Source organism: Pseudomonas sp. D3-27 (genome assembly GCF_051132165.1).
Taxonomy (GTDB): Bacteria; Pseudomonadota; Gammaproteobacteria; order Pseudomonadales; family Pseudomonadaceae; genus Aquipseudomonas.
In genome coordinates this window covers 3142012-3167117 of sequence record NZ_CP071667.1, presented here as the reverse complement: position 1 = coordinate 3167117, position 25106 = coordinate 3142012, and the positions used below count along the sequence as shown (strand labels likewise).

Genomic DNA, 25106 nt, shown 5'->3' with positions numbered 1-25106 from the left:
TACAGGTTCGGATACCGTCAGCATGAACGACAAGGTCAAAGCTGTTTCGCGCAATATCGAAGCTATTTACCCGCTGGCTCCCATGCAGCAAGGACTGCTGTTTCACAGCCTGATGCACCCTGGCAAGGGCATGTATCTGCTCCAATATCGCCATGTCATGGTCATGCCGGACCTGGACCTCGCGGCCTTCCGCCAGGCCTGGGCGCAGGTGGTGGAGCGCCATGAACTGCTGCGCACATCGTTCGTCTGGAAGCAGCAGAAACGCCCGATGCAGGTGGTGCACAAGCAGGTCGAATTACCGATCACCTATGAAGATTGGTCGCATCTGAGCGAAGGCGAGCAGCAGGACCGCCTCGAGCAATTGCTCAGCGCGGAGCGTGCCGAAGGCCTGGACTTCACCAAGGCGCCACTGATGCGGGTCAGGCTGTACAAACTGGCGCCCGACACCTACCAGTTCGTGCGCAGCTACCACCACATCCTCATGGATGCCTGGTGCTTCTCGATCATCATGATGGACTTCCTCAACGGCTACCGCGCCGCCCGGGAAGGGCGCCGACTGAGCCTGCCGACACCGCGCCCGTATCGCGACTTCATCCGGTGGCTGGAAACCCAGAAACCGGAAGATCACCAAGCCTTCTGGCAACAGCGACTGGCGGGCTTCGATACGCCCAACGAGTTTGGCTTTGGTCATGTCGGTCGCATCCAAGGTGCTGCCGAACCGGTCGAAGACTGTGTCGAACTCCTGGAGCCCGGGCAGACCCAGGCGTTGCAGAACGTCGCGGCGCAGCACGGCCTGACCCTCAACACCCTGGTGCAAGGCGCCTGGGCGCTATTGCTCGGGCGCTACAGTGGTGATCGCGACTTGGTAATGGGCATCACCGTCGCTGGCCGCCCGGTGCACCTGCAAGGCATGGAAAGCATCGTCGGCCTGTTCATCAATAGCTTGCCGCTGCGCTGGAGCTGTGGTCCGGAGGATAAGCTCGGCCCGTGGCTGAAAGCCTTGCAGACCGAAAACCTGAGCCTGCGCGAACACGAAAGTGTTTCCCTGGCCGACATCCAGCGCTGGAGCGACGTTCAGCGACAGGACTTGTTCCAGAGCCTGTTCGTGTTCGAGAACGCGCCCATTGCCGCCGACTTGCGCCAGGGCCAGTTGGATTACCTGATCAGCGACATGGCCAACCGCACCCACACCAACTACCCGGTCACTGTGGTAATCGTGCCGGGCGAGCGCCTGCACCTGCAGTTGACCTATCAAACCGACTGGTTCCTGCGCGAAGAAATCGAGCAGATGCTGCGGCATTTCCGCACCTTGCTGTTGAACATGGGCGATGCCCTCGGCGCAGACGCCGGCACGCCCTTGCATCATTTGGCGATGCTGGATGAAAGCGAAGTCACTCACCAGCACGAGGTTTGGGCCGGCGGTGGCCTGGCGGCGGACGAGCAACTGCTGCAACCCTTATACATTGAGCGATTCCAGCAACAGGTGCGCCAGACGCCAGAGCGTGTCGCCGTTGTCCATGGCGAGCAAAGCCTGACGTTCGATCAGCTGAACCGCGCCGCTAACCGACTGGCTCGGCACTTGCGCGCCCAGGGTGTGGGCAGCGACGACCTGATCGCGGTGTTCGACGAGCGGGGCCTGGATCTGGTGGTGATGATTGTCGCCACGCTGAAGGCCGGTGCCGGTTGGCTGCCGCTCGATCCGCGCAACCCGGCGCAGCGCCTGGCCCAAGTGCTGCGCCAGAGCCGCACGCCGTTGCTGATCCATAGCGCAGGGCAGGGCGAGCTGGCGATGCAGGCCCTCGACCTGCTCATGCACCGACCCAAGGCCGTTCGCTACGACCCTTCGGTGCTGGGCAGCTATAGCGACGATAACCTCGACATCACGGTGCACGGCACATCATTGGCATACTGCATCTTCACTTCTGGCTCCACTGGCACGCCGAAGGGCGCGATGGTGGCGCAGGCGGGCATGCTCAATAACATTCTCGGTAAATTGCCGGGGCTGGGGCTCGATGCGAACGATGTGATTGCCCAGACCGCGCCGCAGTGCTTTGACATCTCAGTCTGGCAGACCCTCGCCGGCCTGGTGCTCGGAGCCCGCACCGTGATCCTCGGCGACTGCGTGGTGCAGGACCCCGAGGCATTGGCCTCGGCCATCGGGCGGCACGGCATCAGCATCCTCGAAGCGGTGCCGTCCTTGATGCAAAGCCTGCTGGACGCTGGATTGGAAACGTCCCCCCTGCGCTGGGTGCTTGCCACGGGCGAGGCCTTGCCGCCGGCCTTGGCGCGTCGCTGGTTCGAGCGCTACCCGGCGATCCCGCTGATGAATGCCTACGGGCCGGCTGAGTGCTCCGATGACGTGGCCTTTCATCCGCTGCTCGAGCGCCTGCCGGAACAGCGCATCAACGTACCGATCGGCCGCGCCACGCTGAACAATCGCTTGTACCTGCTCAACGCCGATCTGCAGCCGATACCGGTCGGCGCGGTCGGGGAGATCTTCGTTGCCGGTGTCGGCGTCGGGCGCGGTTACATGGCCGACCCTGCGCGTACGGCGGCGGTGTTCCTGCCGGACCCGATCGCCAACGACGGTTCACGCCTGTACCGCACCGGTGACCTGGCGCGCTTCCTGCCCAACGGCGACCTGGAATACGTCGGACGCACCGACCATCAAGTCAAGATTCGCGGCCACCGCATCGAGCTGGACGAGATCGAGGCATGCCTGACCCATTACCCCGGCGTGCGCGAAGCCGTGGTCGTGGCCCGTGACGACCAGCAACGCGCCAAGGTACTGGTGGCTTACGTCGTGGCCAATGACGCCTGCAGCATCGAGATGTTGCGCGAGCATGTACTGGGCAATCTCCCGGCCTACATGATCCCGAGCGCATTCGTATTCCTGGAGCGTTTCCCGCTCAACGGCAACGGCAAGATCGACCGCAAGTCGTTGCCCTCCCCGGATTTTGCCGCGCAAAGCCAGGCCCGCTATGTGGCGCCGAGCAGCGAGTTGCAAGGCCAGTTGGTGCAAGCCTGGCAAAGCGTGCTCGGCCTGGACCAGGTGGGTGTCGAGGACAACTTCTTCGAGCTGGGCGGCCATTCGCTGCTGGCGACCCAGTTGATCGGCCTGATCGGTAAGCTCAGCGGCAAGGATTTGCCGTTGCGCGTGGTCTTCGAGCGTCCGACCATTACCGCCATGGCGGATTGGCTGGAGAACCAGGCTGGCGCGGTAAAGCCGTCGCCGACCTTGCTGCCGCGCCCGGAAACGCTGCCGCTCTCGTTTGCCCAGCAACGGTTGTGGTTCCTGCAACAACTCGACCCCGACAGCCCGGCGTACAACCTGGCCGGCGCCGTGCGCCTGACTGGCGAGCTGTACGTCGCTGACCTGCACGCGGCGTTGCAAGCGGTCCTCGACCAGCACGAGGTGCTGCGCACCGGGTTCATCGGCGCGGCCCAAGGGCCGAGCCAGGTTGTCCTGGCGCACAGCGAAATTGAGTTGCCGGTCATCGATGTGGCGAGCGAAGACGCGCTGCACGAACGGCTACGCCTGGACGCCATGACACCGTTCGCCCTCGACGCGGCGCCGCTGTTGCGCGCCAGGCTGTATCGCCTGGCGCCGGAGGCGTTTGTCCTGTCGTTGAATTGCCACCACATCGTTGCCGATGGCTGGTCCTTGCAATTGATCATCGACGGCCTCTGCGAGCAGTACCGCAATCGTCGCAAGGGCGTCGCGACCCCACGGCCCGCCCCGGCAATGCAATACGCCGACTACGCCGTGTGGCAACGCCAGTGGATGGGCAGCAAGGCGTGCGAGCAAGAGCTGGCCTACTGGCGCGAGCAACTGGCCGGCGAGCTGCCGGTGCTCGACCTGGCGGCCGATTTCCCTCGTCCCGCCCAGGCGAGCCAGGCCGGTGGACGTGTCGAGCGTCGCTTGCCCGACGACCTGGCGGCGCGGCTCAGGACCTTCAGCGCTCGCCATGGCTGGAGCAACTTCATCCCGATGCTGACCGCTTTCCAACTGCTGTTGCGCAGTCGCAGCGGAGAAAACGACATCCTGGTCGGTGTACCGGCGGCCAACCGGCACCATGCGGCGTTGCAGCCGCTGGTGGGTTGCTTCGTCAACACATTGGTGTACCGCAAGAAAATCTCCGGCGAGCGCAGCCCGCTGCAACTGATGAGCGAATTGCAGGCATTGTCGGTTTCGGTCCAGTCCCACCAGGACTTGCCGTTCGATTACTTGATCGAACAGTTGGGAGTGGTCCGGCAGGTGAGCTACAACCCGCTATTCCAGGTCATGTTCAATTACTTCCCGGGCAACGCTCTGGAGCGTTTCGAACTCACTGACGTCATCGCCGAGCCGCTGGACAACCGCCCGGAGAGCGCCTTGTGCGATCTGCACCTGGACGTGCGCGACAGCGAACACGGGATTAACCTGAGTTTGCAATACAGCAGCGACCTGTTCCGCGAGCAGACGGTGCGAGGCATGGCCGAGCAGTACCTGGCCTTGCTCGATGCGGTGATCCAACAGGCCGGGCGGCCGCTGGGTGAGTTGACATGGCAGCCCGCTGAACGGGCCCTGGCGCGGATCGATGGGCGCGCCCTGGCCGGTCAGCAAGACATCCTTGACGCCTTCGCGCTTCAGGTTGCGCGCCAGCCCGAGGCGATTGCCGTCGTGGCAGGCAATCAACAAATGACGTACGCCGAATTGGACCAAGCCGCCGAGGCACTCGCAACGAGGTTGCAGGTCCAGGGTGTCGGTGTCGAAGACCGCGTAGCGTTGAGCCTGCCGCGCGACGCTCGCCTGCCCATGGCCATGCTGGCGGTCCTCAAGGCCGGGGCAGCGTATGTGCCGTTGGCCGAGGACACGCCGCCGGAACGCGGCCGCTACATTCTCCAGGCGGCGCAGCCCACGTTGTGCCTGGGCACCGCCGCGAGCCTCGGCGTGTTGGCGCAGTGGAACCCCGGCCTGCCGCTGCTGGACATCGACGCCAGTGGGGCGACCGGTACGCGCAAGCCTGTGGACTGCAACCCCGGTCAACTCGCCTACGTGCTGTACACCTCGGGTTCCACCGGCCAGCCCAAAGGGGTGGCGATCAGCCGTGGCAACCTGATGAACCTGATGCTGGCCGTCGAGCAGGTCCTGCCAATGACGGCCCGGGACCGGGTCCTGGCCTTGACCACCGCGACCTTTGACATTGCCATTGTCGAGTTGCTCCTGCCCTTGGCCCATGGCGCCAGCATCCTGCTGGCCGATCGAGAGCAGGCGCGGGACCCGCAAGCGATCGATCAGTTGCTGATAGGCGGACAACCCACCGTCATGCAGGCCACGCCGGCCACCTGGCGAATGCTCGTGGCGCATACCTCCCGCAGCTGGCGGGGCGTGCGTGCCATCTCCGGTGGCGAAGCCTTGCCGTGCGCGTTGGCCGAAGCCATCGAGGGCAGGGGTGCCAAGGTCATCAACGGCTACGGGCCGACTGAAGCGACCGTCTACAGCACCTTCGAAGTGCGCGGTGGCGAAGAAAGCGCGGTCGAGGTGCCGATCGGGCAACCGGTGGCGAACACCGCCGCATACGTGCTCGACGCTGACTTGCAACCGGTGGCTGCCGGCGTGCCAGGTGAGCTGTACCTCGCGGGGGCCAACTTGGGTCGCGGCTATTTCGCTGCCGCGCGCCTGACCGCCGCCGCGTTCCTGCCGGACCCTTTCGTGGCTGGCGCGCGCATGTACCGCACCGGCGACCGGGTTCGACGCAATGGCAACGGCAGCCTGGATTACCTCGGGCGCCTGGATTTCCAGGTCAAGCTGCGGGGTTTCCGTATCGAACTGGGGGAAATCGAAGCGCTGTTGTCCCGCGTCCCCGGGGTCCGCGAGGCGGCCGTGGTGCTGCTGGGCAGCGGTGACTCGGCGCGGCTGGTGGGCTACTACGCTGGCGATACGCTGGACGAAACGACGCTGCGCGCCAGCCTCGGCGCCCAATTGCCGGACTACATGTTGCCCGGCCAGTTCGTTCGCCTCGACACCTTGCCGTTGAGCCCCAGCGGCAAAGTCGACCGCAAGGCCTTGCCGGCGCCGCAACAGCGTGACGGCCAGCAGGGCGCGCTGTCGAGCGAGTGGGAACAAACCCTGGCCGGCCTCTGGGAAGAGCTGCTGGAATGCACCGACATTGGCGCCGACGACAACTTCTTTGCCCTCGGCGGACACTCGCTGTTGGCGGCGCGGCTGGTGGCGCGAATCGCCGAACAGCATGGCCGCCGCCTGCCATTGCGCAGCGTGTTCGAACAACCGGTGCTACGGGACTTGGCCGCCATTTTGGCCCAGGCGAGCACCGAGGCTGATCGCATCTTGCGCCCGTTCGCAGAACCCTTGGCGCCGTTGCATTTCACTCAGCAACGCTTGTGGTTCCTTGACCGTTTACAGGGCGATACCCAGGCCTACCACCTGTCCTTGGCGCTGCGCCTGGATGGCATCCTACAACCCGATTTGCTGGAGCAGGCGCTGGCGCAACTGGAGGCTCGCCAACACAGTCTGCGGACGGTGTTCAGCGACACCGCCGACGGCGCACGCCAGCATATCGAAGACCTTGTGGCGGTGCCGCTGAGCTTCGAACCGCTGGAAGTCGATGAGCATTCGAGCGGCTTCGCCCAGAAGCTCAGCCAGGAGGCGCAGCATTCATTCGATCTCACAGCGCCGCCGCTGTGGCGGGTGCGTGTGTACCAGGGCCAGGATCGCAGCGTGCTGCAGGTGACCTTGCATCACATCATCGCTGACGCGCGTTCGCTGGAGATTCTCTTCAATGAACTGCAAGTGATCTACCAGGCTTTGCTGGAAAGGCGTGACGCTTGTCTGCCAGCGTTGCCGTTGCAGTTTTCCGACATCGCGGCCAGTTGGCAGAGCCCGGCGGGGCAGGCGCAGATCGAGTCGCAACTTGACTATTGGCGCCGTACCCTGGCGGGCGAGCCGCCGGTGCTGAACCTGCCGACCGACATGCCTCGGCCCGCCGAGCAGGGCTACAAGGGCCAGCGTCTGCGCTTCAACCTGTCGGCTAGGCTGGTCAAGCGCCTGCGCGAGACGGCGCAGCGCCGTGGCCTGACCGCTTTTGCACCGTTGCTGGCCGCCTGGAAAACCTTGCTGGCCAGGCACTCGGGCCAACGTGAAATCTGGATTGGCTTGCCGGTCGCCCATCGCCATCAGGCTCATACCGACAACCTGATCGGCTATTTCGCCACCACTCAGGTCCTGCGCAGCCATCTCGATCCGCAACAATCGGTCGAACAGTTCTGGCAGCAGTTGCAAACCACGCACCTGGCGGCGCAACAGCACGCCGACGTGCCTTTCGAGCGCCTGGTGGAAGCCCTGCAAGTACGCCGCGATCTCAGCCACACGCCGCTGTTCCAGGCGTTGTTCAACCTGATCCAACGCGATGCCAACGCAACGACCGAGCAATACTTCGCCGGCTTGCCCGTACAGCGACTCAACGTTGAAAGCGACAGTGCCCTGGTGGACATCGGCCTGCACATCGAGCAGCAGGGCGAGGAGTGGCAATGCGTGCTGGAATACAACACCGACCTGTTCCTGGCGCACACCGCGCATCGTTATGCCGATGAGTTCCGCTACCTGCTTGAAGGCATGTTGGAACAACCCGAAGCGCGCCTCTGGGACATCGACCTGGCCAATGCCGACCACGCCTTGGCCCAGCGTCCTTGGAACCGTCCGGCGCAATCCTCGACGCCAGTGGTGGACGTCATCGCCCGTTTCGAACAGCAGGTCGTCCTGACACCTGAAGCGCTGGCGGTGGATTGCCAGGACCAGCAACTGACCTATGCGCAACTCAACGCCATCAGCAATCGCCTGGCCCAGTGGCTGCGCGCGCAAGGTGTCGGCACGGATGACCTGGTTGCGGTCTGTCTGACTCGCGGTCCATGGCTGCTGCCAACCCTGTTGGCGGTCCACAAGGCCGGTGCGGCGTACCTGCCACTGGATCCGCAGCAGCCGGGCGAGCGCCTGGGCTTAATCATCCGGCATGCGCGTGCGGCCATGGTGCTTACTGAAAGCCTTTGCGCCGGGGCCTTGGGCGGCGTCAACCACTTCCTGCTCGACGGGTTGGCGCTGGACAATTGCAGCGACGCCAACCTTGCATTGCCGATCGATCCACAGCAGCGCGCCTACGTGATCTATACCTCGGGCTCCACCGGCACACCGAAAGGCGTGCAGGTCAGCCGCGGTAACCTGAGCAATCTGCTGGCAGGCCTCGATCGCTTGCTGCCGCTTGGCGCCGAGGATGTTTGGCTCGCCAGCACCACGTACGCCTTCGATATGTGCAAGCCGGAGCTGTTCCTGCCGCTGGTCAACGGCGCGGCCATCCTGCTGGCGCGCCGCGAGCAGGTGATCGACGGGCATCAACTGTTCGCGCTGCTGCGCCGGGCGACGGTATTCCAGGCTACCCCCGCTGGATGGCAGATCCTGCTGGAAACCGGCCAGGCCGATTGGCCGCCGCTGCGTGGCCTGATCGGTGGCGAGGCGGTGCCCGGTGAGCTGGTGAACGAACTGCGCGGTCGTGGCGTGGCGCTGATCAACGCCTACGGCCCGACGGAAACCACCGTCTGGTCGACCACCCAGGCGTTGCAGGAGGTGCCGTCCGGCGTCGCCGACATCGGCGCGCCGTTGCTCAACACGCTCTGCTACGTGCTCGACGACATGCTCCGCCCGGTGCCGCTCGGCGCGACGGGTGAGCTGTATATCGCCGGCTCCGGCGTCACGCGAGGGTATCAGCATGCGCCGGCCACCACGGCGGCGGCGTATTTGCCGGATCCCTATGCAGGCGAACCCGGTAGCCGCATGTACCGCACCGGCGACTTGGTACGCCGCCGCAACGACGGGCGGCTGGCCTATGTAGGTCGCGGCGATTTTCAGGTCAAGGTGCGCGGTTTCCGTATCGAGCCCGGTGAAATCGAATCGCTGCTGCGCCGTTACCCAGGCGTGGAAGAAGCGGTGGTGATGATCGATCCGTGCAGCCAGAGCCTGTTTGCCTGGCTGCAGACACCGAGCCCGGTCGATCAGGCGGCGTTGCGTCGGTATCTGGAAGGCGTGCTCCCGGCCTACATGATCCCGGCTGGCTTCATCGAGCAGCCACGTCTGGCCCTCAACGCCAATGGAAAGATCGACCGCAAGGCCTTGCCGGCACCACAGCCTGTGGCGATCCAGGGAGTGGCGCCGCGCAGCGAGCTGGAGCGGCAGTTGGCGGGCATCTGGCAGGACCTGCTGGCGTTGCCGCAGGTTGGCGTGTTCAGCAGCTTCTTCGAGCTGGGCGGACATTCGTTGTTGGCCATGCGTTTGATGACTCAGGTCGAGAGCCGTTTTGGCGTCAAGCTCGAACTGCGCAGCCTGTTCCAGAACCCCACAATCGCCGCGCTCGCCGAGCAGATTGAAAAACCCCAGGGGCCTTCGACCGACGAAGCCCTGGACGAAATGCAGCGCCTGTTGGCCGAGATGGAAATGTAAGGATGAGTACGATGACGCAACAAGCTTTCCTGGAGATTGCGCAGCGGCTGGCATCCTTGCCCGCGGAGAAGAAAAAGGTCTTTCGCCAACGCCTGTCCGAGAAGGGCATCGACAGCTGGCGCCTGCCGATCGTCCCCGCTCTGCTCGGCGAAGGCGAACACAGGCCGCTGGCGCAGGCGCAACGGCGCTTCCTGTCGGCTGAAGCCCTGAGCAGCCGGGCCCTTTATAACCTGTGCTCGGTGCTGCGCTTCGATGGGCGCCTGGATGGCGCGCGTTTGCAACAGGCGATGCAGCAGGTGGTCGACCGCCACCAGATCCTGCGCACGCGCTACAGCCCTGACACCAGCGGACAGTTGCAGCCCCATTGCGAGCCACAACAGGTGCACTTGCCGGGCGTCGAACGGTTGACCATCGCCGCATCCGAGCACGAGCAATGGTGTGCCGATGAATATGCCCGCCAACTCGCCGAGCCCTTCGACCTGGCGCAGTCGATGCCTTGGCGCTGGAAGGCATTCAGCGATGCCCAGGAGCATTGCACCTGGCTTTTTTTCACCATTCACCACGTCGCCTATGACGCCTGGTCGGCCCAACAACTGACCCTGGAACTGGCCGAGGCTTACCGGGCACTCGCTTCGAACGAGCCTGCCGCGTTAGCTGAACTGAGTATCCAGTACGCCGATTACGCCGCATGGGAACGTGAGTGGCTGGACAGCGATAGCTGCCGGCAGCATATCGATTTCTGGCGCGACCAACTGGCCGATGCACCGGCGCCGATGGCGTTGCCACTGGACCGTCCGCGCCCCACGCCCACACAACGTCGCCACAGTGGCGCGGTCCTGACCCGGGAGCTCCCGCCGCAACTGACCACGGCAGTCGAAACCGCGATCCGCAATCATGGCGTGACGTTGTATATTTATGGCCTGACGGCATTCACCTGCCTGCTGTCGCGCTATAGCGGCGAGACTGATCTGTGCCTGGGCACCTCGATTGCCCAACGTGACCGTCCGGAACTGGCATCGTTGATCGGGCCGTTACTCAATACCCTGGTGATTCGCCAGCGCCTTCAAGGCAATCCGGACTTCAGCAGCGCGTTGCAGCGCACCCGCGACACCGTTGCGGCGGCGTTCGACCATCAGCAGTTGCCCTTCGAAAACGTCCTCGAAAACCTTGAACGTCCCCGTTCGAGCCCGTTGTTCCAGGTCATGTTCGTCCAGGTCGATCTGCCCGAAAGCCGCACCCTGGCCTTGCCCGGCGTGGCGGTGGAGGTACTCGACCCGCCGCAACGCCACGCGCGTTTCGACTTGACGTTGCGCATGGTCCGTACCGCCGACGCGCGGCTGCGTTGCGAACTGGAATACAGCGACGAATTGTTCGACACGGCCACGGTCGAGCAAATGCTCGACGACTTGCTGGCGATCTTCCACGAGGGCTCGGCTCATCCGCAGCGGCGGTTGTCGGACCTGCAACTGGTTTCCACGCCGAGTGAAGTGCGCGGCCCGGTCCTGGGCGCGATCACGTTGCCGTTGGACCAGCAGGTGCTGCATTGGGCCACGCACACGCCGAATGCCGTGGCGTTGTGCAGTGTGGAGCAGAGCATCGATTACGCCACGCTCGGCGCGGCCAGTCGCTCGATGGCCGCACGGCTGGCCGCGCAGGGCGTTGGGCCGGGTCAGGTGGTCGCGCTGTGCATGCCGCGCTGTGCCGAACAAGTGCTGGCGACCCTGGCGTGCTGGCAGCGTGGCGCCACCTGTCTGTTTCTCGACCCGGCGCAACCAGCCCGGCGACTCGCACAACTGTTGCACGACAGCGGCGCGAGCCTGTGGCTGACATTGACGCAAGCACCCGAGACCGGCGTGGGCATCCCATGCCTGGTGCTGAGCGCCGACGATTGGTCGCTCAACGCGAACGTCCACCAGTACGAAAGCCTCAGCCAGCCTCAGTTGCCTGCCTACCTGATCTACACGTCGGGCTCGACCGGCCAGCCGAAAGGCGTTCAGGTCACGCATGCCAACCTCGCCCATTACGCCAATGCCGTCGGTCAATGCTTGCAAGCCAAATCGGGTAGCCGCTGGGCGACCTTGGCAACGGTCGCCGCCGACCTCGGCTTGACCTCTGTTTTCGCCGCGCTCAACGCAGGCGACACGCTGGTATTGCCACCGGCGTCGTTGGCCTTCGACCCGCCCGGCTGGGCCGATTTTCTCGACCAACATCCGGCGGATTGCCTGAAGATCGCCCCTTCGCACCTGCGCGGTTTGCTGGCGTTGGACGACGCCCGTCGCGTGTTGCCCAAGGAGCTGTTGATTCTTGGTGGCGAGGGGTTCGACCAGGCGTTATTCGCCAAGGTGCGTGAACTGGCGCCGCAACTCCGTATCTTCAATCACTATGGCCCGTCGGAAACGACTGTCGGCGTGGTCTGCGGTGAAATTCTGGACTCCGAGGCGTTCGTAGCGGGTCAGTATCTGCCGCTGGGCCAGCCGCTGTCCGGCTGTGAGTTGCGCATCGTCGATGGTCAAAATCGGTGCGTACCGCTGGGTGTCGCCGGTGAGCTGCTGATTGGTGGTCCCCAGGTTGCCCAAGGCTATCTCGGCCAGCCTGAGTTGACAGCACGTGCGTTCGGCGTCACGGCCCAGGGCCAACGCTTTTATCGCAGCGGCGACCGGGTTCGCCTGGATCGCGACGGGCGCCTGGTGTTTCTCGGACGTCAGGACGATCAAGCTAAGATCCGCGGGTTCCGCGTCGAACCGGGCGAAGTCAGCGCCTGGCTCAACGCCCAGCCTCAGGTTCGCGAAGGCGCCGTGCTGGCTTGTGAAGTAAAAGGGCGGACGCAACTGGTGGCGTATGTCAGCCCCTCGATGACAACCCAAGCGCTGGCGGCGCTGCAAGCCGAGGCCAAGCGGCAACTTCCGGAACACATGGTGCCGGCCCATTGGTTGGCGCTGGACGCTTTGCCGCTGACTGCCAATGGCAAGCTGGACCGACGTGCATTGCCTGAGCCGACGATCGATGAGCCGGCCGCCGAAGCCACCGAGCAGCCCAGCGGAGCGACCGAACAACGATTGGCGCAACTGTGGTGCCAGATCCTCGGCTGCGCGCCAGTTGGCCGCGCGGACGATTTTTTCGCTCTGGGCGGGGATTCGATTCTCAGCCTGCAATTGATCGGCCTGGCATCCCGGGAAGGGCTCAAGCTGGAACCGCGGGACGTGCTGCAGCATCCGACCCTGGCGGCCATGGCCCTGTGCATCGACTGCCGCGCCGAGCCGGCATTGCTTGCGGTTCTGACGGCTTTTCGCGAGTTGCTCGGACAACCTGGCCTGGGGCCGGACGCCGATTTCTTTGCCATGGGCGGCGACTCGATCCTCAGCTTGCAGTTGATCGCGCGCTTGCGTCAGGCCGACTTGCGCCTGATGCCCCGGCAATTGCTGGAAAACCCGACCCCTCGGCAACTGGCCAAGGTGCTCGCACCGATCGTCGCACCGGTCGCTGATGCCGTGGCGCCGTGCGAGGACGCGGCGCAACCGCAGGCTCTGTCCCATGCCCAGCAACGGGTGTGGTTCATGCAGCAATTCGACCCGGCTGAAACCGCCTACAACGTTACCCAACTGTTGGCCTTGCGCGGCGACCTGGATGTGCCCCGCCTGCAACGCGCCTGTCAGGCGCTGGTGACCCGGCATGACGCATTGCGCTGCCGTTTTTTCGAAGAGCACGGGCAAGTCTGGCAGCGGCTGGACGATACGGCTGCACCGATCTTCAACGTCCATGACATCGGCGCCCTGAGTGACTCGGAACAGGACGCGGCCATTGCCAGTGCCGCCAAGCGGGTGTTCGATCTCACGCGAGGTCCGCTGCTGGCCATCGATGTGTTTTGTGTGGCGCCTGGCGACTATCGCCTGCTGTTCAACGTGCACCACATTGCCGTGGACGGTTGGTCGATGGGCTTGCTCGTCCAGGATCTGGCAGCGCTTTATCAAGATCAGACCCTACCGGCGGCAAGCGCTTTGCTGCCGTTGATCAAGGCGCATCGAGAGCGCTTGGATGGCGCGTATGGCAAGGATTCGTTGGCCTATTGGCAACAACGCCTGGAAGGCCTGGGCAACGAGCCGCTGGAGCTGCCTGAGCAATCCACGCGGCCGGCGGTGCAGGCGTTCGGTGGAGCGCGAGATGAATATGTGCTGCCCGGTTCGCTGAGCACTGCGGTCGAGGCGCGGGCGAGGGTGCTAGGCGTCACGCCGTTCGTGCTGTATTTCGCGGCCTATCAGTTGCTGCTCTGGCGCCACGGCGGGCGCAGTGATTTCGCCATCGGCTTGCCGGTGGCGGGGCGTGAGTCAGTCCAGAGCCAGGCGTTAGTCGGGTTGTTCGTCAACACCCTGGCCCACCGTGTCCGGATCGACGGCCGCCAGAGCCTGCAAGCATTCGTCCAGGCACTGGACAGCACGCTGAATGAGGACCTGGCCCATCAATCGCTGCCGTTCGAGCAGTTATTGGAAGTGCTGGATGTAGAGCGCAGCCTGGATCGCACGCCGCTGTTCCAGACGATGTTCAACTATCAGGTCGACCATCAGGATTCCCGCAGCCTGAACCTGCCCGGCATCAGTGCCCAGGCTTTGGCGCTGCCGGGTGGCGTGGTGAGCGCCAAATTCGACCTGACGTTCAACCTGTTCACCCAGGGTCGCGGTGCCGAGGCCAGCACCGGTTTGATCGTCGAATACGCGACCGCATTGTTGCGGCCCGACATCACTCGCCGGTTGGTAGAGGATTACCAGGCATTGCTCGCCAGCCTGTCGGGCCAGGATCTTGATGCGCGCCTGCTGGAAATCCCGCTGCGTTCGGTTGCGACGTTGGCGACTGCCGGGAAGTCGTTGCCCTTGCACGGCGAAGCGGATTGGGTGACGCGTTTCGAAGTGCAAGCCGCTGTGCATCCCGAGTGCATCGCCGTCTATTGCGCCGACCGCCAATTGAGCTATGCCGCGCTGGAGGCCCAGGCTAACCGCTTGGCTCATTGGTTGCTGGCCCAGGGCGTCGGGCCTGAATCGTTGGTTGCCTTCTGCCTGCCTCGGGATGAACGCCTGTTGGTGTGCATGTTGGGCATCCAGAAGGCCGGTGCCGCCTATTTGCCACTCGACCGCGCCCATCCACCGGCCCGCCAGGCGCAAGTGCTCAACCGGGCGCAGCCACATATGCTGCTTTGCGATTCGACGACAGGGGATTGGCCTGCCGACCTACGTGTTTGCCTGTGGGCAGATCTGCCATTGGCGCAATTTCCCGCCCAGGCGCCTGGATTGGCGACGCACCTCGGGCAACTGGCCTACACCCTCTACACCTCGGGGTCGACCGGGCAACCCAAGGGCGTGCAGATCAGCCGCGGTAACTTTTCCAATTTCCTGCTCGCCATGGAGCAGGCGCTGCCCTTGGATAACGTGCAGCGTTACCTGGCCTTGACCACTGTCACTTTCGACATTTGTGGCCTGGAGCTCTGCCTGCCGCTGGTGCGTGGCGGCTCGGTGGTCCTGGCGGACGAGGACGAGCGCCAGGATCCGCTGCTGCTTGCACGCTTGATTGACGAACGGTCCGTTGACCTGATCCAGGCCACGCCCGCCACCTGGGCGATGTTGTTGCAAGGCGATCGCCGGGTGTTGGAAGGGCGAGTGGCCCTGGCCGGCGGCGAGGCGGTGCCGAAGGAGCTGGCCAGCGAGCTGAAGCAGCACGTGGCGCGCTTGATCAATGTCTACGGCCCGACCGAGACCACGGTGTGGTCGACCCAGACGCCGATCGACACACTTCAATTGCCCGTCGCCCCGATAGGCCGGCCGTTGCTCAACACCCGCTGCCATGTTCTCGATGAATACCTGTGTGAAGTGCCGCCAGGCTGCGTCGGTGAACTCTATATCGCCGGTGACGGACTGGCCCGGGGTTATGCCGGGCAGCCGGGGCTGACCGCTGAGCGCTTCATTGCCGACCCGTTCGGTAACGGTGGTCGCTTGTACCGCACCGGCGATCTGGCGCGCTGGCAGCCCGACGGCCAGCTGTACTACCTCGGACGCACCGACGACCAGATCAAGTTGCGTGGCTATCGCATCGAACTGGGGGAAATCGAAGCCGTCCTGCTCAGCCATCCTCAAGTGCTGCAAACGGTGGTGGCCGTGCAAGGCGAGCAGTTGGCCGGATTCTGGGTGGCGAATCCTGACGATGCACCTGGTGAGGCAGCTGTTCGAGACTATTTGCAGGCGCGCTTGCCGGTCTACATGGTGCCGACGCACCTGCAGGCGCTTGAGCAACTGCCGCTCAACAGCAATGGCAAGGTCGATCGCAGACAACTGCCGCGCTTGCAATCGGTTGTCGGCAGCGCGCCAGCAACCGGGCGCCCGCTGTCGGCCGGCGAGGGGATGCTGGCGCAGATCTGGGCCTCGGTGCTGAACGTGCGGGACGTCCCACCCGACGGACATTTCTTCCAATTGGGTGGGCACTCCCTGATGGCGGCCCAGGTACGCGGGCGCCTGCGGGAACAGGGCTTCGAGGTGCCATTGCGCTGGCTGTTCGAAACACCGGTGCTGGCGCGACTGGCCGAGCGAATCGAGGGCCTCGCCGCTGAGCAGGATCTGGCGTCGGTGACGATTCCGGTGGTTGACCAAGGCATCGATCAACCCTTGTCCTCGGCGCAGCAACGGGTCTGGTTGATGCAACAACTGGATGAGGTCGACAGCAGCTTCAACATGAGTAGCAACGTGCGCTTGCGTGGGGAACTGGATAACCAAGCCCTGGAGCGTTCGTTGCAACGGTTGGTGAATCGACATGCCATCCTGCGCACCACCTATCACCAGTGCGGCGGCGAGTTGCGCCAGCGAATCCACCCGCAATTGGCGGTGGCTTTGCAACGCCTGGCGTCGAGCGAATCGAAGTGGTCACTCGATGCCCGGGACATGGCGCTGCGACCGTTCGACCTCGGCAGCGAAGCGCCCCTTCGGGTGGTCCTGTATCGCCTCGGCGAACAGGAGCATGTACTGCAAATGGTCATGCACCACATTGCCTCCGACGGTTGGTCCGGCGCGGTGTTGGTCGATGAGCTGATCGAAGGTTACGAGGCCTACAGCACCGGCGTGCTGCCAACCCAGGAAGCGCTGCCGATCCAATACGTCGACTACGCCGTTTGGCAAGGTTCGGCGGCGGTCCAGTTGCGTCAACGGGAAGGCTTGGAGTTCTGGCGAAGGACCCTGGCGGGGATTCCCGCGCAGGTGCCATTGCCATTCGATTTCCCGCGTCCGGAGCGTGATAGCGGTGCCGGGGCGGCGGTGGATTTCCAATTGTCGCCCGCCACGGTGGGCCGGTTGAAAACCTTTGCCCAGGACAGCGGCACGTCGCCGTTCATGGTGCTGCTGACGTGTTATGCAGCCGTGCTGCAACGTGAGACACAAGGCCGCGACCTGGTGATTGGAACGGACGTGGCGAACCGCGACCATCCGGCCACCGAATCGCTGATCGGCTTCTTCGTCAACCTGCTGGCCTTGCGCATCCGCGTGCAACCGGAACTGAGCTTCCATGAGCAGGCCATGCAAGTCCGCGAGTTATGCCTGCAAGCATTCGCCTGGCAGGACACGCCGTTCGAACGCGTGGTCGAGTGCCTGGAATTGCCGCGGGTGGCCAATGTGCATCCACTGTTGCAGACACTCTTCGTGCTCGACAACACGCCGCGTCAGCAGCGCCAACTGGGCGATCTGCAGGTCGAGCCGTTGACGGGCGAGCAGCACCACTCCAAGTTCGACATGGCGCTGTTCGCCAGCGAAGACCGCGACGCGCTCAGCCTGCGCTGGGTGTACCGCACCAGCCTGTTCCGTCCGGCCACCATCGAACGCTTGCGCGATGCTTTCGAGTTACTGCTGGAGCGCGCGCTCGCCGCGCCGCAAACCCCTATCGATACCTTGATGCCGACTGTGAAGGGAGCTGCTGCAATGTCCACGGACAACCCGCTGCAACGCAAAATGAGCAAATTGGGCAAGATGCGCCAGGGCGGATCGGCGGCTACCCGTGAGCCCATCGAGGCCCGGCCGCTACGAGCGGACTCGGCATTCCCGTTGCTGGTTTCGTTGCGTGACCGCGAACTGGCCCCGGCCATCTGGGCGCAAGCCAACCGCGACAAGGTCGAGCACTGGTTACGCGAGCATGGCGGCATCCTGTTCCGTGGCTTCGACCTGCCGACGCCGGCGGATTTCGAGGCGTTCTGCCAGGCGCTGTGCCCGCAGCTGTACGGGCAATACGGTGACCTGCCGAAAGAGGAAGGCGGCAAGAACATCTACAAGTCCACGCCATACCCCAAGGACCGGATGATCCTGTTCCATAACGAAAGCGCGCATCAGCACCGCTGGCCACGTCGGCAGTGGTTCTACTGCGAGACGCCCGCGACGTCCGGGGGCGCGACGCCAATCGTTGACAGTCGCCAGGTCTACCGCGAATTGCCGACGTGGTTGCAGGCGAACCTACGAAGCAAACAACTAATGTACGTGCGCAATTTCAGCACCAGCCTGGACGTTAGTTGGCAGCACTTCTTCCAGACCGAGGACCGAGCCGACGTCGAGCGGATCTGTCGTGAGAGCAACATCGAGTTCCAGTGGCGCGGCGCCAATGACCTGCACACCCGGCAGGTGTGCCCGGCGGTGATCCTGCACCCGTTGACGGGCGAAGAAAGCTTCTTCAACCAGATCCAGCTGTACCACCCGGCATTGCTCGATGAGGATGTTCGCGAGCAATTCCTGCGCGACGGCGAATCGGCAATGCCCAGGCAAGTGTTTTATGGGGACGGCTCGGAGCTCGAACCAGCGGCTATCGATGCCATCAATGCCGCCTACGACCGTTGTGCCGTGCGCTTCGACTGGCAACAGGGCGACGTGGTGATGCTCGATAACATGCTAGCGGCCCATGCTCGGGATCCGTTCGAGGGCGAGCGCAAAATCGTCGTCGCCATGGGGGAAATCTATGCCCGCCACCAAGTCATGGCCGCGCCGGCGCAGACCGAAGAGACACTTGAAGAGTTGACCCCATGATGGACCTTGGACTCACGCTTTCACCCCAGCAGAAACAACTGGCCCAGGCCAACCCACACGCCTGGCGCTGGGTGCGCATGGTGCTGACAGGCGTTCCCGAAGGCATCGTCGAGCAACGCTTGCGCGACAGCCTGGCGCAGCATCAAGCGCTGCGCTTGCGCTATGAGCGGCCACTGGGCGCCACCGGGCTGCGCCAAAGGGTGATCGAACCTCAGGCATTGCGCCTTGACTGGCGCCAGGGGCGCGCAACCGACGGTCACGATGAGCAGGATTGGCTGGAAGAGGCGCGGCGTCGCTGCCAGGCCGAACAGCCCGACGTGCTGGCTTGGCTGCTCGATGATCAATTGTTGCTGGCGGTCCCGGCCTACTCGCTGGACGCGCGCAGCCTGGTCCAGTTGCGCGAGCATTTGCTGGGCCGCGCCGCGCCGCTGGATGACGAGCCCATGCAGTACGTGGACTACGTCGAGTGGATCAACGGCCTGCAACTGGATGAAGACGCTGAGCAGGGCGCACAGTTCTGGCGCAACCTGGCCTTGCAGGACATCCCGGGCATGCGCCTGGTCGAACGTTATGGCATCGCCAGTGGCCGTCATGCCGTCGTCCGTCAGGAGTTGGCGCAAAGCGAGGTGACGGGGCTGACCGCCCTGGCCGAGCAGGAAGGTATCGCTGAGGAGCAGTTGGTCTTGGCGGCCTGGGGCTCATTGCTCGGCAGGCTCAATGGCCAACGGCAGGGCCAACTGGGTTTGCAGCATGACCCTCGAGATAACTACGAGGAACTGACCGGCGCGTTTGGTGTGTTCGAACAGACGTTGCCGATGGTGATGCAAATGTCCGAGCACAGCACCCTGGTCAACCTGGCCCGGCAAATGGCCCGGCAACTGGAGAGTGCCGTCGACTGGCAGGAATACGTCGGCCAGGCGCAGTTGTTGCCAGAGTGGCGAGCCAGTTTCCAGGCAGGATTGCAGGTTCTGCAAGTGCCGCAACCGGACGCGTTGCAGTGGCTCTCGTTTGACACGCCGATCGAGCTGCAACTTCAGATGACCCTCCACACCCAGGGCAATGGCGAGCTGGCGTTGGCGTATGATTGCGGGGTGTATCGCGAGGAGCAGATGCAGGCGCTGCTCAAGCGTGTCAAGCATTGGCTCGGCCAACTGATGCAGTCGCCCAATGAGCTTATCGATAGCATGGATGCGTGTCTGCCCGAGGAGTCGCTGGTGTCCTCGCCGCGTCCTGACCTCGGAGCGGACCTTGACATCATCGTTGCCCTGCGCCGGCACGCCCAGGCACACCCGGATCGCCCGGCGCTGCGGTATGCCGACCAATTTCTCTCATACGCTGAACTCGATGCCTTGAGTGACCGCGTCGCCGGCAGCCTGGATCAGGCGGGCGTGGGCCGCGGCGACGTGGTGGGGCTGTATCTGCCACGCGGCGCGCAGATGCTGGTTGCGATGCTCGCTTGTTTCAAGGTCGGTGCCGCGTATCTGCCTTTGGATCCCCAACAGCCGCCGCTGCGGCTGGCTGCGGTACTCGATGACGCCCAACCTGCGTTGCTCCTGCACTTGGAGGGCCTCTTGCCTGACACGTCGGCCCGGACGCTGTGCTGGTCCCAGGCAAGCAACGGGCTTGTGTCAGCTACATCGCACTCCGGCACCGCGCAAGACCTGGCCTACGTGCTCTACACCTCGGGCACCAGCGGCAAGCCAAAAGGGGTGCAGATCGAACAAGGGCAATTGCGCCATTACGTCACCCAAGTAACCCGTGCACTGCAACTGCCCGAGGGCGGGCATTATGGGTTGGTGTCGTCGCTGCTCGCGGACCTGGGCAATACCGTGTTGTTCCCGGCGTGGCTGCAGGGCGGTTGTGTGCATGTGCTGGCGCAGTCGACGGTGACCGACGCCCAGGCCTTTGCCGAGGAGCTAAGGCGTTATCCCCTCGACGTGCTGAAAATCGTCCCATCGCACCTCGAAGCCTTGATGGGCGAGCAAGCCGTCGGCGTACTGCCTCGCCAGGTGCTGGTATTGGGCGGGGAACCGATTGGCGAGGCGTTGCTGACACGCTTGGCCCAGGCCGAGCCGGCCTGCCGACTGTATAACCACTATGGCCCGACCGAAACCACCGTCGGGGTGTTGTGGCGAGCCATTGATCTTGCGCAGGGCGTGACTGGTTGTGCGTTGAATCAAGTGTTGGGTGCCAACCGTATTCATCTGCTTGACGAGCAGCAACGGCCAGTGCCGCCCGGCCAGGCTGGCGAGTTGTACATCAGTGGCGCCAGTGTCGGCAGGGGATACGTCGGCAATGTCGGTGGCGAGGCCTTCGGTGTAGATCCTGCCAGCGGCAATCGCCTGTACCGCACCGGTGACTTGGTCTTACGCCAGGCCGATGGGGCCCTGCGCATTCTGGGGCGCAATGACCAGCAGGTGAAAATTCGTGGGTTTCGCCTTGAGCTGGCGGAGGTCGAGCAGGCGATGCTCGCCCAGCCGGGCGTCTTGCAAGCCGCTGTGCTGCTGGATGGCGAAGGCGATCTCGGGCGGTTGCTGGCATTTGTAGTCACGGACGATGTTCAGTTCCAGGGGACGGATCCGTTGCGCGCCAGCTTGGCTCGTCAATTGCCGGATTACATGCTGCCCAGCGGAATCTTTGCGTTGAAGGCCATGCCTCTGAACAGCAACGGCAAGCTCGATCGTAAGCACCTGCTCGAACGGGCCCGGCAGCGATTGCAGAATACGCGGGTGAAGCCGGAGGGGGAGCTGGAGACGGTGGTCCTTGCGATCTGGTGTGACGTGCTGGGGGTCGATGACCTCGGCGTAACGGACAATTTCTTCAACGTTGGCGGGCATTCGCTGGCGGCGATCAAAGTGGTGTCGCTGATCCGTGAACGGTTGGGCCTCAACCTGCCGACCAATCTGTTGTTCGAGCGGCATACGGTGCGTGATCTGGTGCAGGACCTGGACGATATCGGCAGCGGCCCCTTTAAGATCTTGAGCGACGCCGATCCGCACGCACCGGCCTTGCTGGCGGTGCATGGTGCGCAAGGGCACCTGCAGGCTTACCAGCCGCTAGTGGAAAACCTGCGCGGCGAAGTGGCCGTCTTTGGCCTGGCCGCCCTTGAAAATGACTGGGCCCACGGCGATATGGATGCGCTGTTGCAGCAATACGTGGCGAGTATCCCGGTCCAGCTCAAACAGCGACCGATGGTGTTGTTGGGCTGGAGCCTGGCCGCGCGCCTGGCCTTGTTGCTGGTGCCGCATCTGCAAGCCAGCGGCTTCAGCGTCGAAGGCCTGGTGTTGCTCGATCACGATGCTCAGCGCAGCCTGGCCGGCGAGGGCGACGAAGCGGGCCAGTTGATTGCCGATTTCGCGTTTTATTGCCGCAGCCACGGCCAGCCGATCGGCGAGTCGCTACGGGAACGGTTGACGGGCCTGTTGGCCGGCCTCGACTATGCCGAGGGTGTCGCCCGGCTGCTCGACGATGAACAGGTGCGCGGGCACCTGCAATGGAAAGCGGCGGATGGTGAACTGCTGGCGCTGATGGCGCGATATCGCGCGATCAAGACCCGTTTGTACGAGCAGGCCTTGCCAACCGTTGACGTGCCAGTCTGGTTGTGGCGCGGCAATGCCCACGGCGACTTGCGCGCACAATGGCAAGTCCACGCGCGCCAACCGGTTAGCCAGTGGACGCTGGACGTGGGGCATCATGAGATGCTCGGCGAGCCGCGACTGGTCGAAAACCTGCTGCCTTTACTGTTGCAAACCTCTGCCAAGGTGGTGTCGGTCCCATGATGTTATTGAGAGAACTGCTGCACAACGCGCGATGGCGCATTTTCCTAGCGGTGCTGAGCAGTGCCCTGAGCGCGGCCACCAGTATCGGCCTGATCGGCTACATCAACCGCTGCCTGGAACAAGGTCTCAATGACCTCGGCCAGGGCTTGCTGCTGTTCGGTGGCCTGCTGGTGCTGTTGTTCATCAGCGGGGTCACCGCGCAATGGCTGCTGGTGCAGATCGGCCATCGGCTGGTGTACCAGCTGCGCTTGCGGCTGGTGGGCAAGGTGCTGGGCACCGCGCTGGAACGCATCGAACGGTTGGGCAGCCCACGCATCTACAACGCCCTGACCAAGGACGTGACCACCGTCGCCACGGCCTTCAAGCAATTGCCGATTTCCTTGTACAACGGCTTGCTGCTGTTGGCGGGGCTGGCCTATATGGCGTGGTTGAGCCTGCCGTTCTTCGGCCTGACGCTGGCAGTAATCGCCGCTGGCGTCGGCCTCGACGTGCTGCTCGGGCGCAAGGTCAAGACCTTGATGCAGGCGGTCCGGCAGCAGGACGACCAACTCACCGAGCAGTTCGAAGCCGCCATCCAGGGGCGTTGCGAACTGGGCCTGAGCCGGGAGCGTCGGCATTTGCTCTATCAACGCAAGCTCGAACCCATCGCCCGGGCGTCGCTGGACGCATCGGTACGCGCTGACACCTTATGGGCCGTCAACCTGAACTGGACGACGTTGCTGGTGTTCGTGCTGATCGGCACGCTGTTTTTCCTCGGCCAGGGGCTGGGATTGCTGAGCCAGCAGGTGGTGGTGGGCTACGTCTTGGCGATCATGTTCCTGCGCACGCCGATCTCGATGATCCTCGACGCTATTCCCGCTGTCATTCGTGGTCATGTCGCTTTACAGGCCATTGATGCCCTGGCACTGGGCGAGACGGTAGAGTTCAAGGCGTCCGCGCAAGCAGCGCAGCCGTTTCGTGATCTGCGTCTGTCGAACGTGCATTACCGGTATGCCGGCAAGAACGAGGAATTTGCCTTTGAATTGGGACCGATCGACCTGACGATCCGGCGCGGCGAGTTGATCTTCATTGTGGGGGGCAACGGCAGTGGCAAGTCGACCCTGGCCAAGCTGCTGACCGGGCTCTATGTGCCCGCTTGCGGGGAAGTTTCACTCAACGGCGTGGTGCTCGATGCCAGCACCAGCGAATGGCATCGCGAGCACTTCGCCGCGATCTTTGCCGACTTCTATCTGTTCGCCGATGTGTTGGGCGAGGCGGGCGACCATGAAGGGCTGGAGGCTCGGGTGGACCATTATCTGGAGCGCCTGGGGCTGGCCCACAAGGTTGAATTCGCCGCTGGACGCCTGTCCACCACCGCGTTGTCCCAGGGCCAGCGCAAGCGCCTGGCCTTACTGTTGCTGATGATGGAAGGCCGTGAAGTGTTCCTGCTGGACGAGTGGGCGGCCGACCAGGACCCGGTGTTCCGCCATGTGTTCTACAACGAATTGCTGCCCGAGCTCAAAGCGGCCGGCAAGACGGTCATCGCGATCACTCATGACGACCGTTATTTCGACGTGGCGGACCGGGTCTATCGTCTCGACTACGGCCACCTCGTCGATTACGACCGGGCGACGGAGAATCCCTTTCAATTGGCAAAATGATCGGCGCGATCAGACGCTTCAATGCTGCCGCTTGCATTCATCGAGGGGGCAACTGCTGCAATAGCCGACGCTGGGAAGGCGATACCGAATGCAGCAGATTCGCCGCAGGCGCTGCGGCTCTTCCTCGCCGATATCGTGGTAACGCACGGGGGCGAACAGCGGGTTGCGCCGACCATCGGGGCGCAGGCGGGCAGTGAGGATTTGCCGGGCGGGCAGGGTGCTCTCGGGATTGGCCAGCGGATGCAGGTCGATCCGCGTGGTGACGAATTCGAAGGTGTTGCCGGCATTGCTCCAGAACAAGCGGGGCGATGCGCGGCTGACACTGGCCAGCGTGTCGATGACCGGTTCCAGGTGTTGTTCGACCAGCGTATGGAACCGTTCAAAGGCTGTGCATTCGGGCAGTGGTTGCCCGGCGTCGCGAACATGTAAGGCCTGTGGCCTGGCGTCGTCGCCGAGTTTCAACCCAACATCGTTCAGAGCGACTGGCAGGTCCCGTTGCAGCAACAGGTTGGCGCCCATCACCGGCGCGAGGAAGGTACTGAAATACCACTTGGACCACAGCGACACCAGGGCCAGGCGTTCATCGGTCTTGTAGCGCGCCAGCAGCTCGTCGACGAACTGACTGAACGTCTCGCGCTGGAAGAACAGTTCCACCGACAGAACGGTGGGCGAGTGGCTGCGCAGTTGCAGTTTTTCTTCGAAGGCCGCGAGCGGCCCGGTGAACAGCGGAGCAAGGCTGGGAATCATTGACTCATCCGTGACCGCGAATTGAGAGACGTTATCGTCCAGAAGGGGCGAAGTATAAACAGCGCACCACCGTCTTGCGACTGCTCGTGGGTGTTGAAGCAGGCAAGCCATGTAAGATTTATAAAATATTAATGAGAATCGATACTATTAGTATTGTATCGTAGCGATCTTTCCCGTCATGCCAGTCAAGGAGCAAGCAATGAGTTTGGATAGCCCGGATACGCGGTTTCTGGTTGTCGTCAACGAAGAGGAGCAGTACTCGATCTGGCCGGACTACCGCAGTGTGCCCGATGGCTGGCGCACCGTAGACATGCAGGGCAGCAAGGAAGAGTGCCTGGCCTACATCGAGAAAGTCTGGACCGACATGCGCCCACTGAGCCTGCGCCAGGCAATGCAGGCATAAGGACAGGGCTGATCGCCCACG

Annotated in this window: 6 protein-coding genes; 5 read left to right on the top strand and 1 reads right to left on the bottom strand. The window is 63.7% G+C overall.

The features are described 5' to 3' along the window. Nucleotides 1-22: 22 nt before the first annotated feature. From J3P92_RS14275 to J3P92_RS14260, 4 genes are read left to right on the top strand one after another with little or no spacing between them, the layout of a single operon-like run. On the top strand, nucleotides 23-9487 hold the full coding sequence (locus J3P92_RS14275; RefSeq protein ID WP_434647739.1) for an amino acid adenylation domain-containing protein: 9465 nt from the start codon (nucleotides 23-25) through the stop codon (nucleotides 9485-9487). Between the two features lie 11 nt (nucleotides 9488-9498). Continuing rightward, nucleotides 9499-18516: an amino acid adenylation domain-containing protein gene (locus J3P92_RS14270; protein WP_434647736.1), complete on the top strand. Its 9018-nt coding sequence runs from the start codon at nucleotides 9499-9501 to the stop codon at nucleotides 18514-18516. Beyond that, nucleotides 18513-22295: a non-ribosomal peptide synthetase gene (locus J3P92_RS14265; RefSeq protein ID WP_434647733.1), complete on the top strand. Its 3783-nt coding sequence runs from the start codon at nucleotides 18513-18515 to the stop codon at nucleotides 22293-22295. The genes J3P92_RS14270 and J3P92_RS14265 overlap by 4 nt, the downstream gene beginning before the upstream one ends. Next, nucleotides 22292-23935 carry a cyclic peptide export ABC transporter gene (locus tag J3P92_RS14260; protein ID WP_420763723.1) on the top strand — a complete coding sequence of 548 codons (1644 nt, stop codon included), beginning with the start codon at nucleotides 22292-22294 and terminating at the stop codon, nucleotides 23933-23935. The genes J3P92_RS14265 and J3P92_RS14260 overlap by 4 nt, the downstream gene beginning before the upstream one ends. An 18-nt stretch (nucleotides 23936-23953) precedes the next feature. Here the strand turns inward: J3P92_RS14260 and fhuF are convergent, their stop codons facing one another. Continuing rightward, nucleotides 23954-24682 (bottom strand): siderophore-iron reductase FhuF, encoded by a 729-nt coding sequence (fhuF, locus tag J3P92_RS14255; RefSeq protein ID WP_434606037.1) that lies wholly within the window; start codon nucleotides 24680-24682, stop codon nucleotides 23954-23956. Between the two features lie 199 nt (nucleotides 24683-24881). On the opposite strand from fhuF, the gene J3P92_RS14250 reads away from it, so the two are divergent. Continuing rightward, nucleotides 24882-25085 carry an MbtH family protein gene (locus J3P92_RS14250; RefSeq protein WP_420763725.1) on the top strand — a complete coding sequence of 68 codons (204 nt, stop codon included), beginning with the start codon at nucleotides 24882-24884 and terminating at the stop codon, nucleotides 25083-25085. Nucleotides 25086-25106 lie beyond the last annotated feature (21 nt).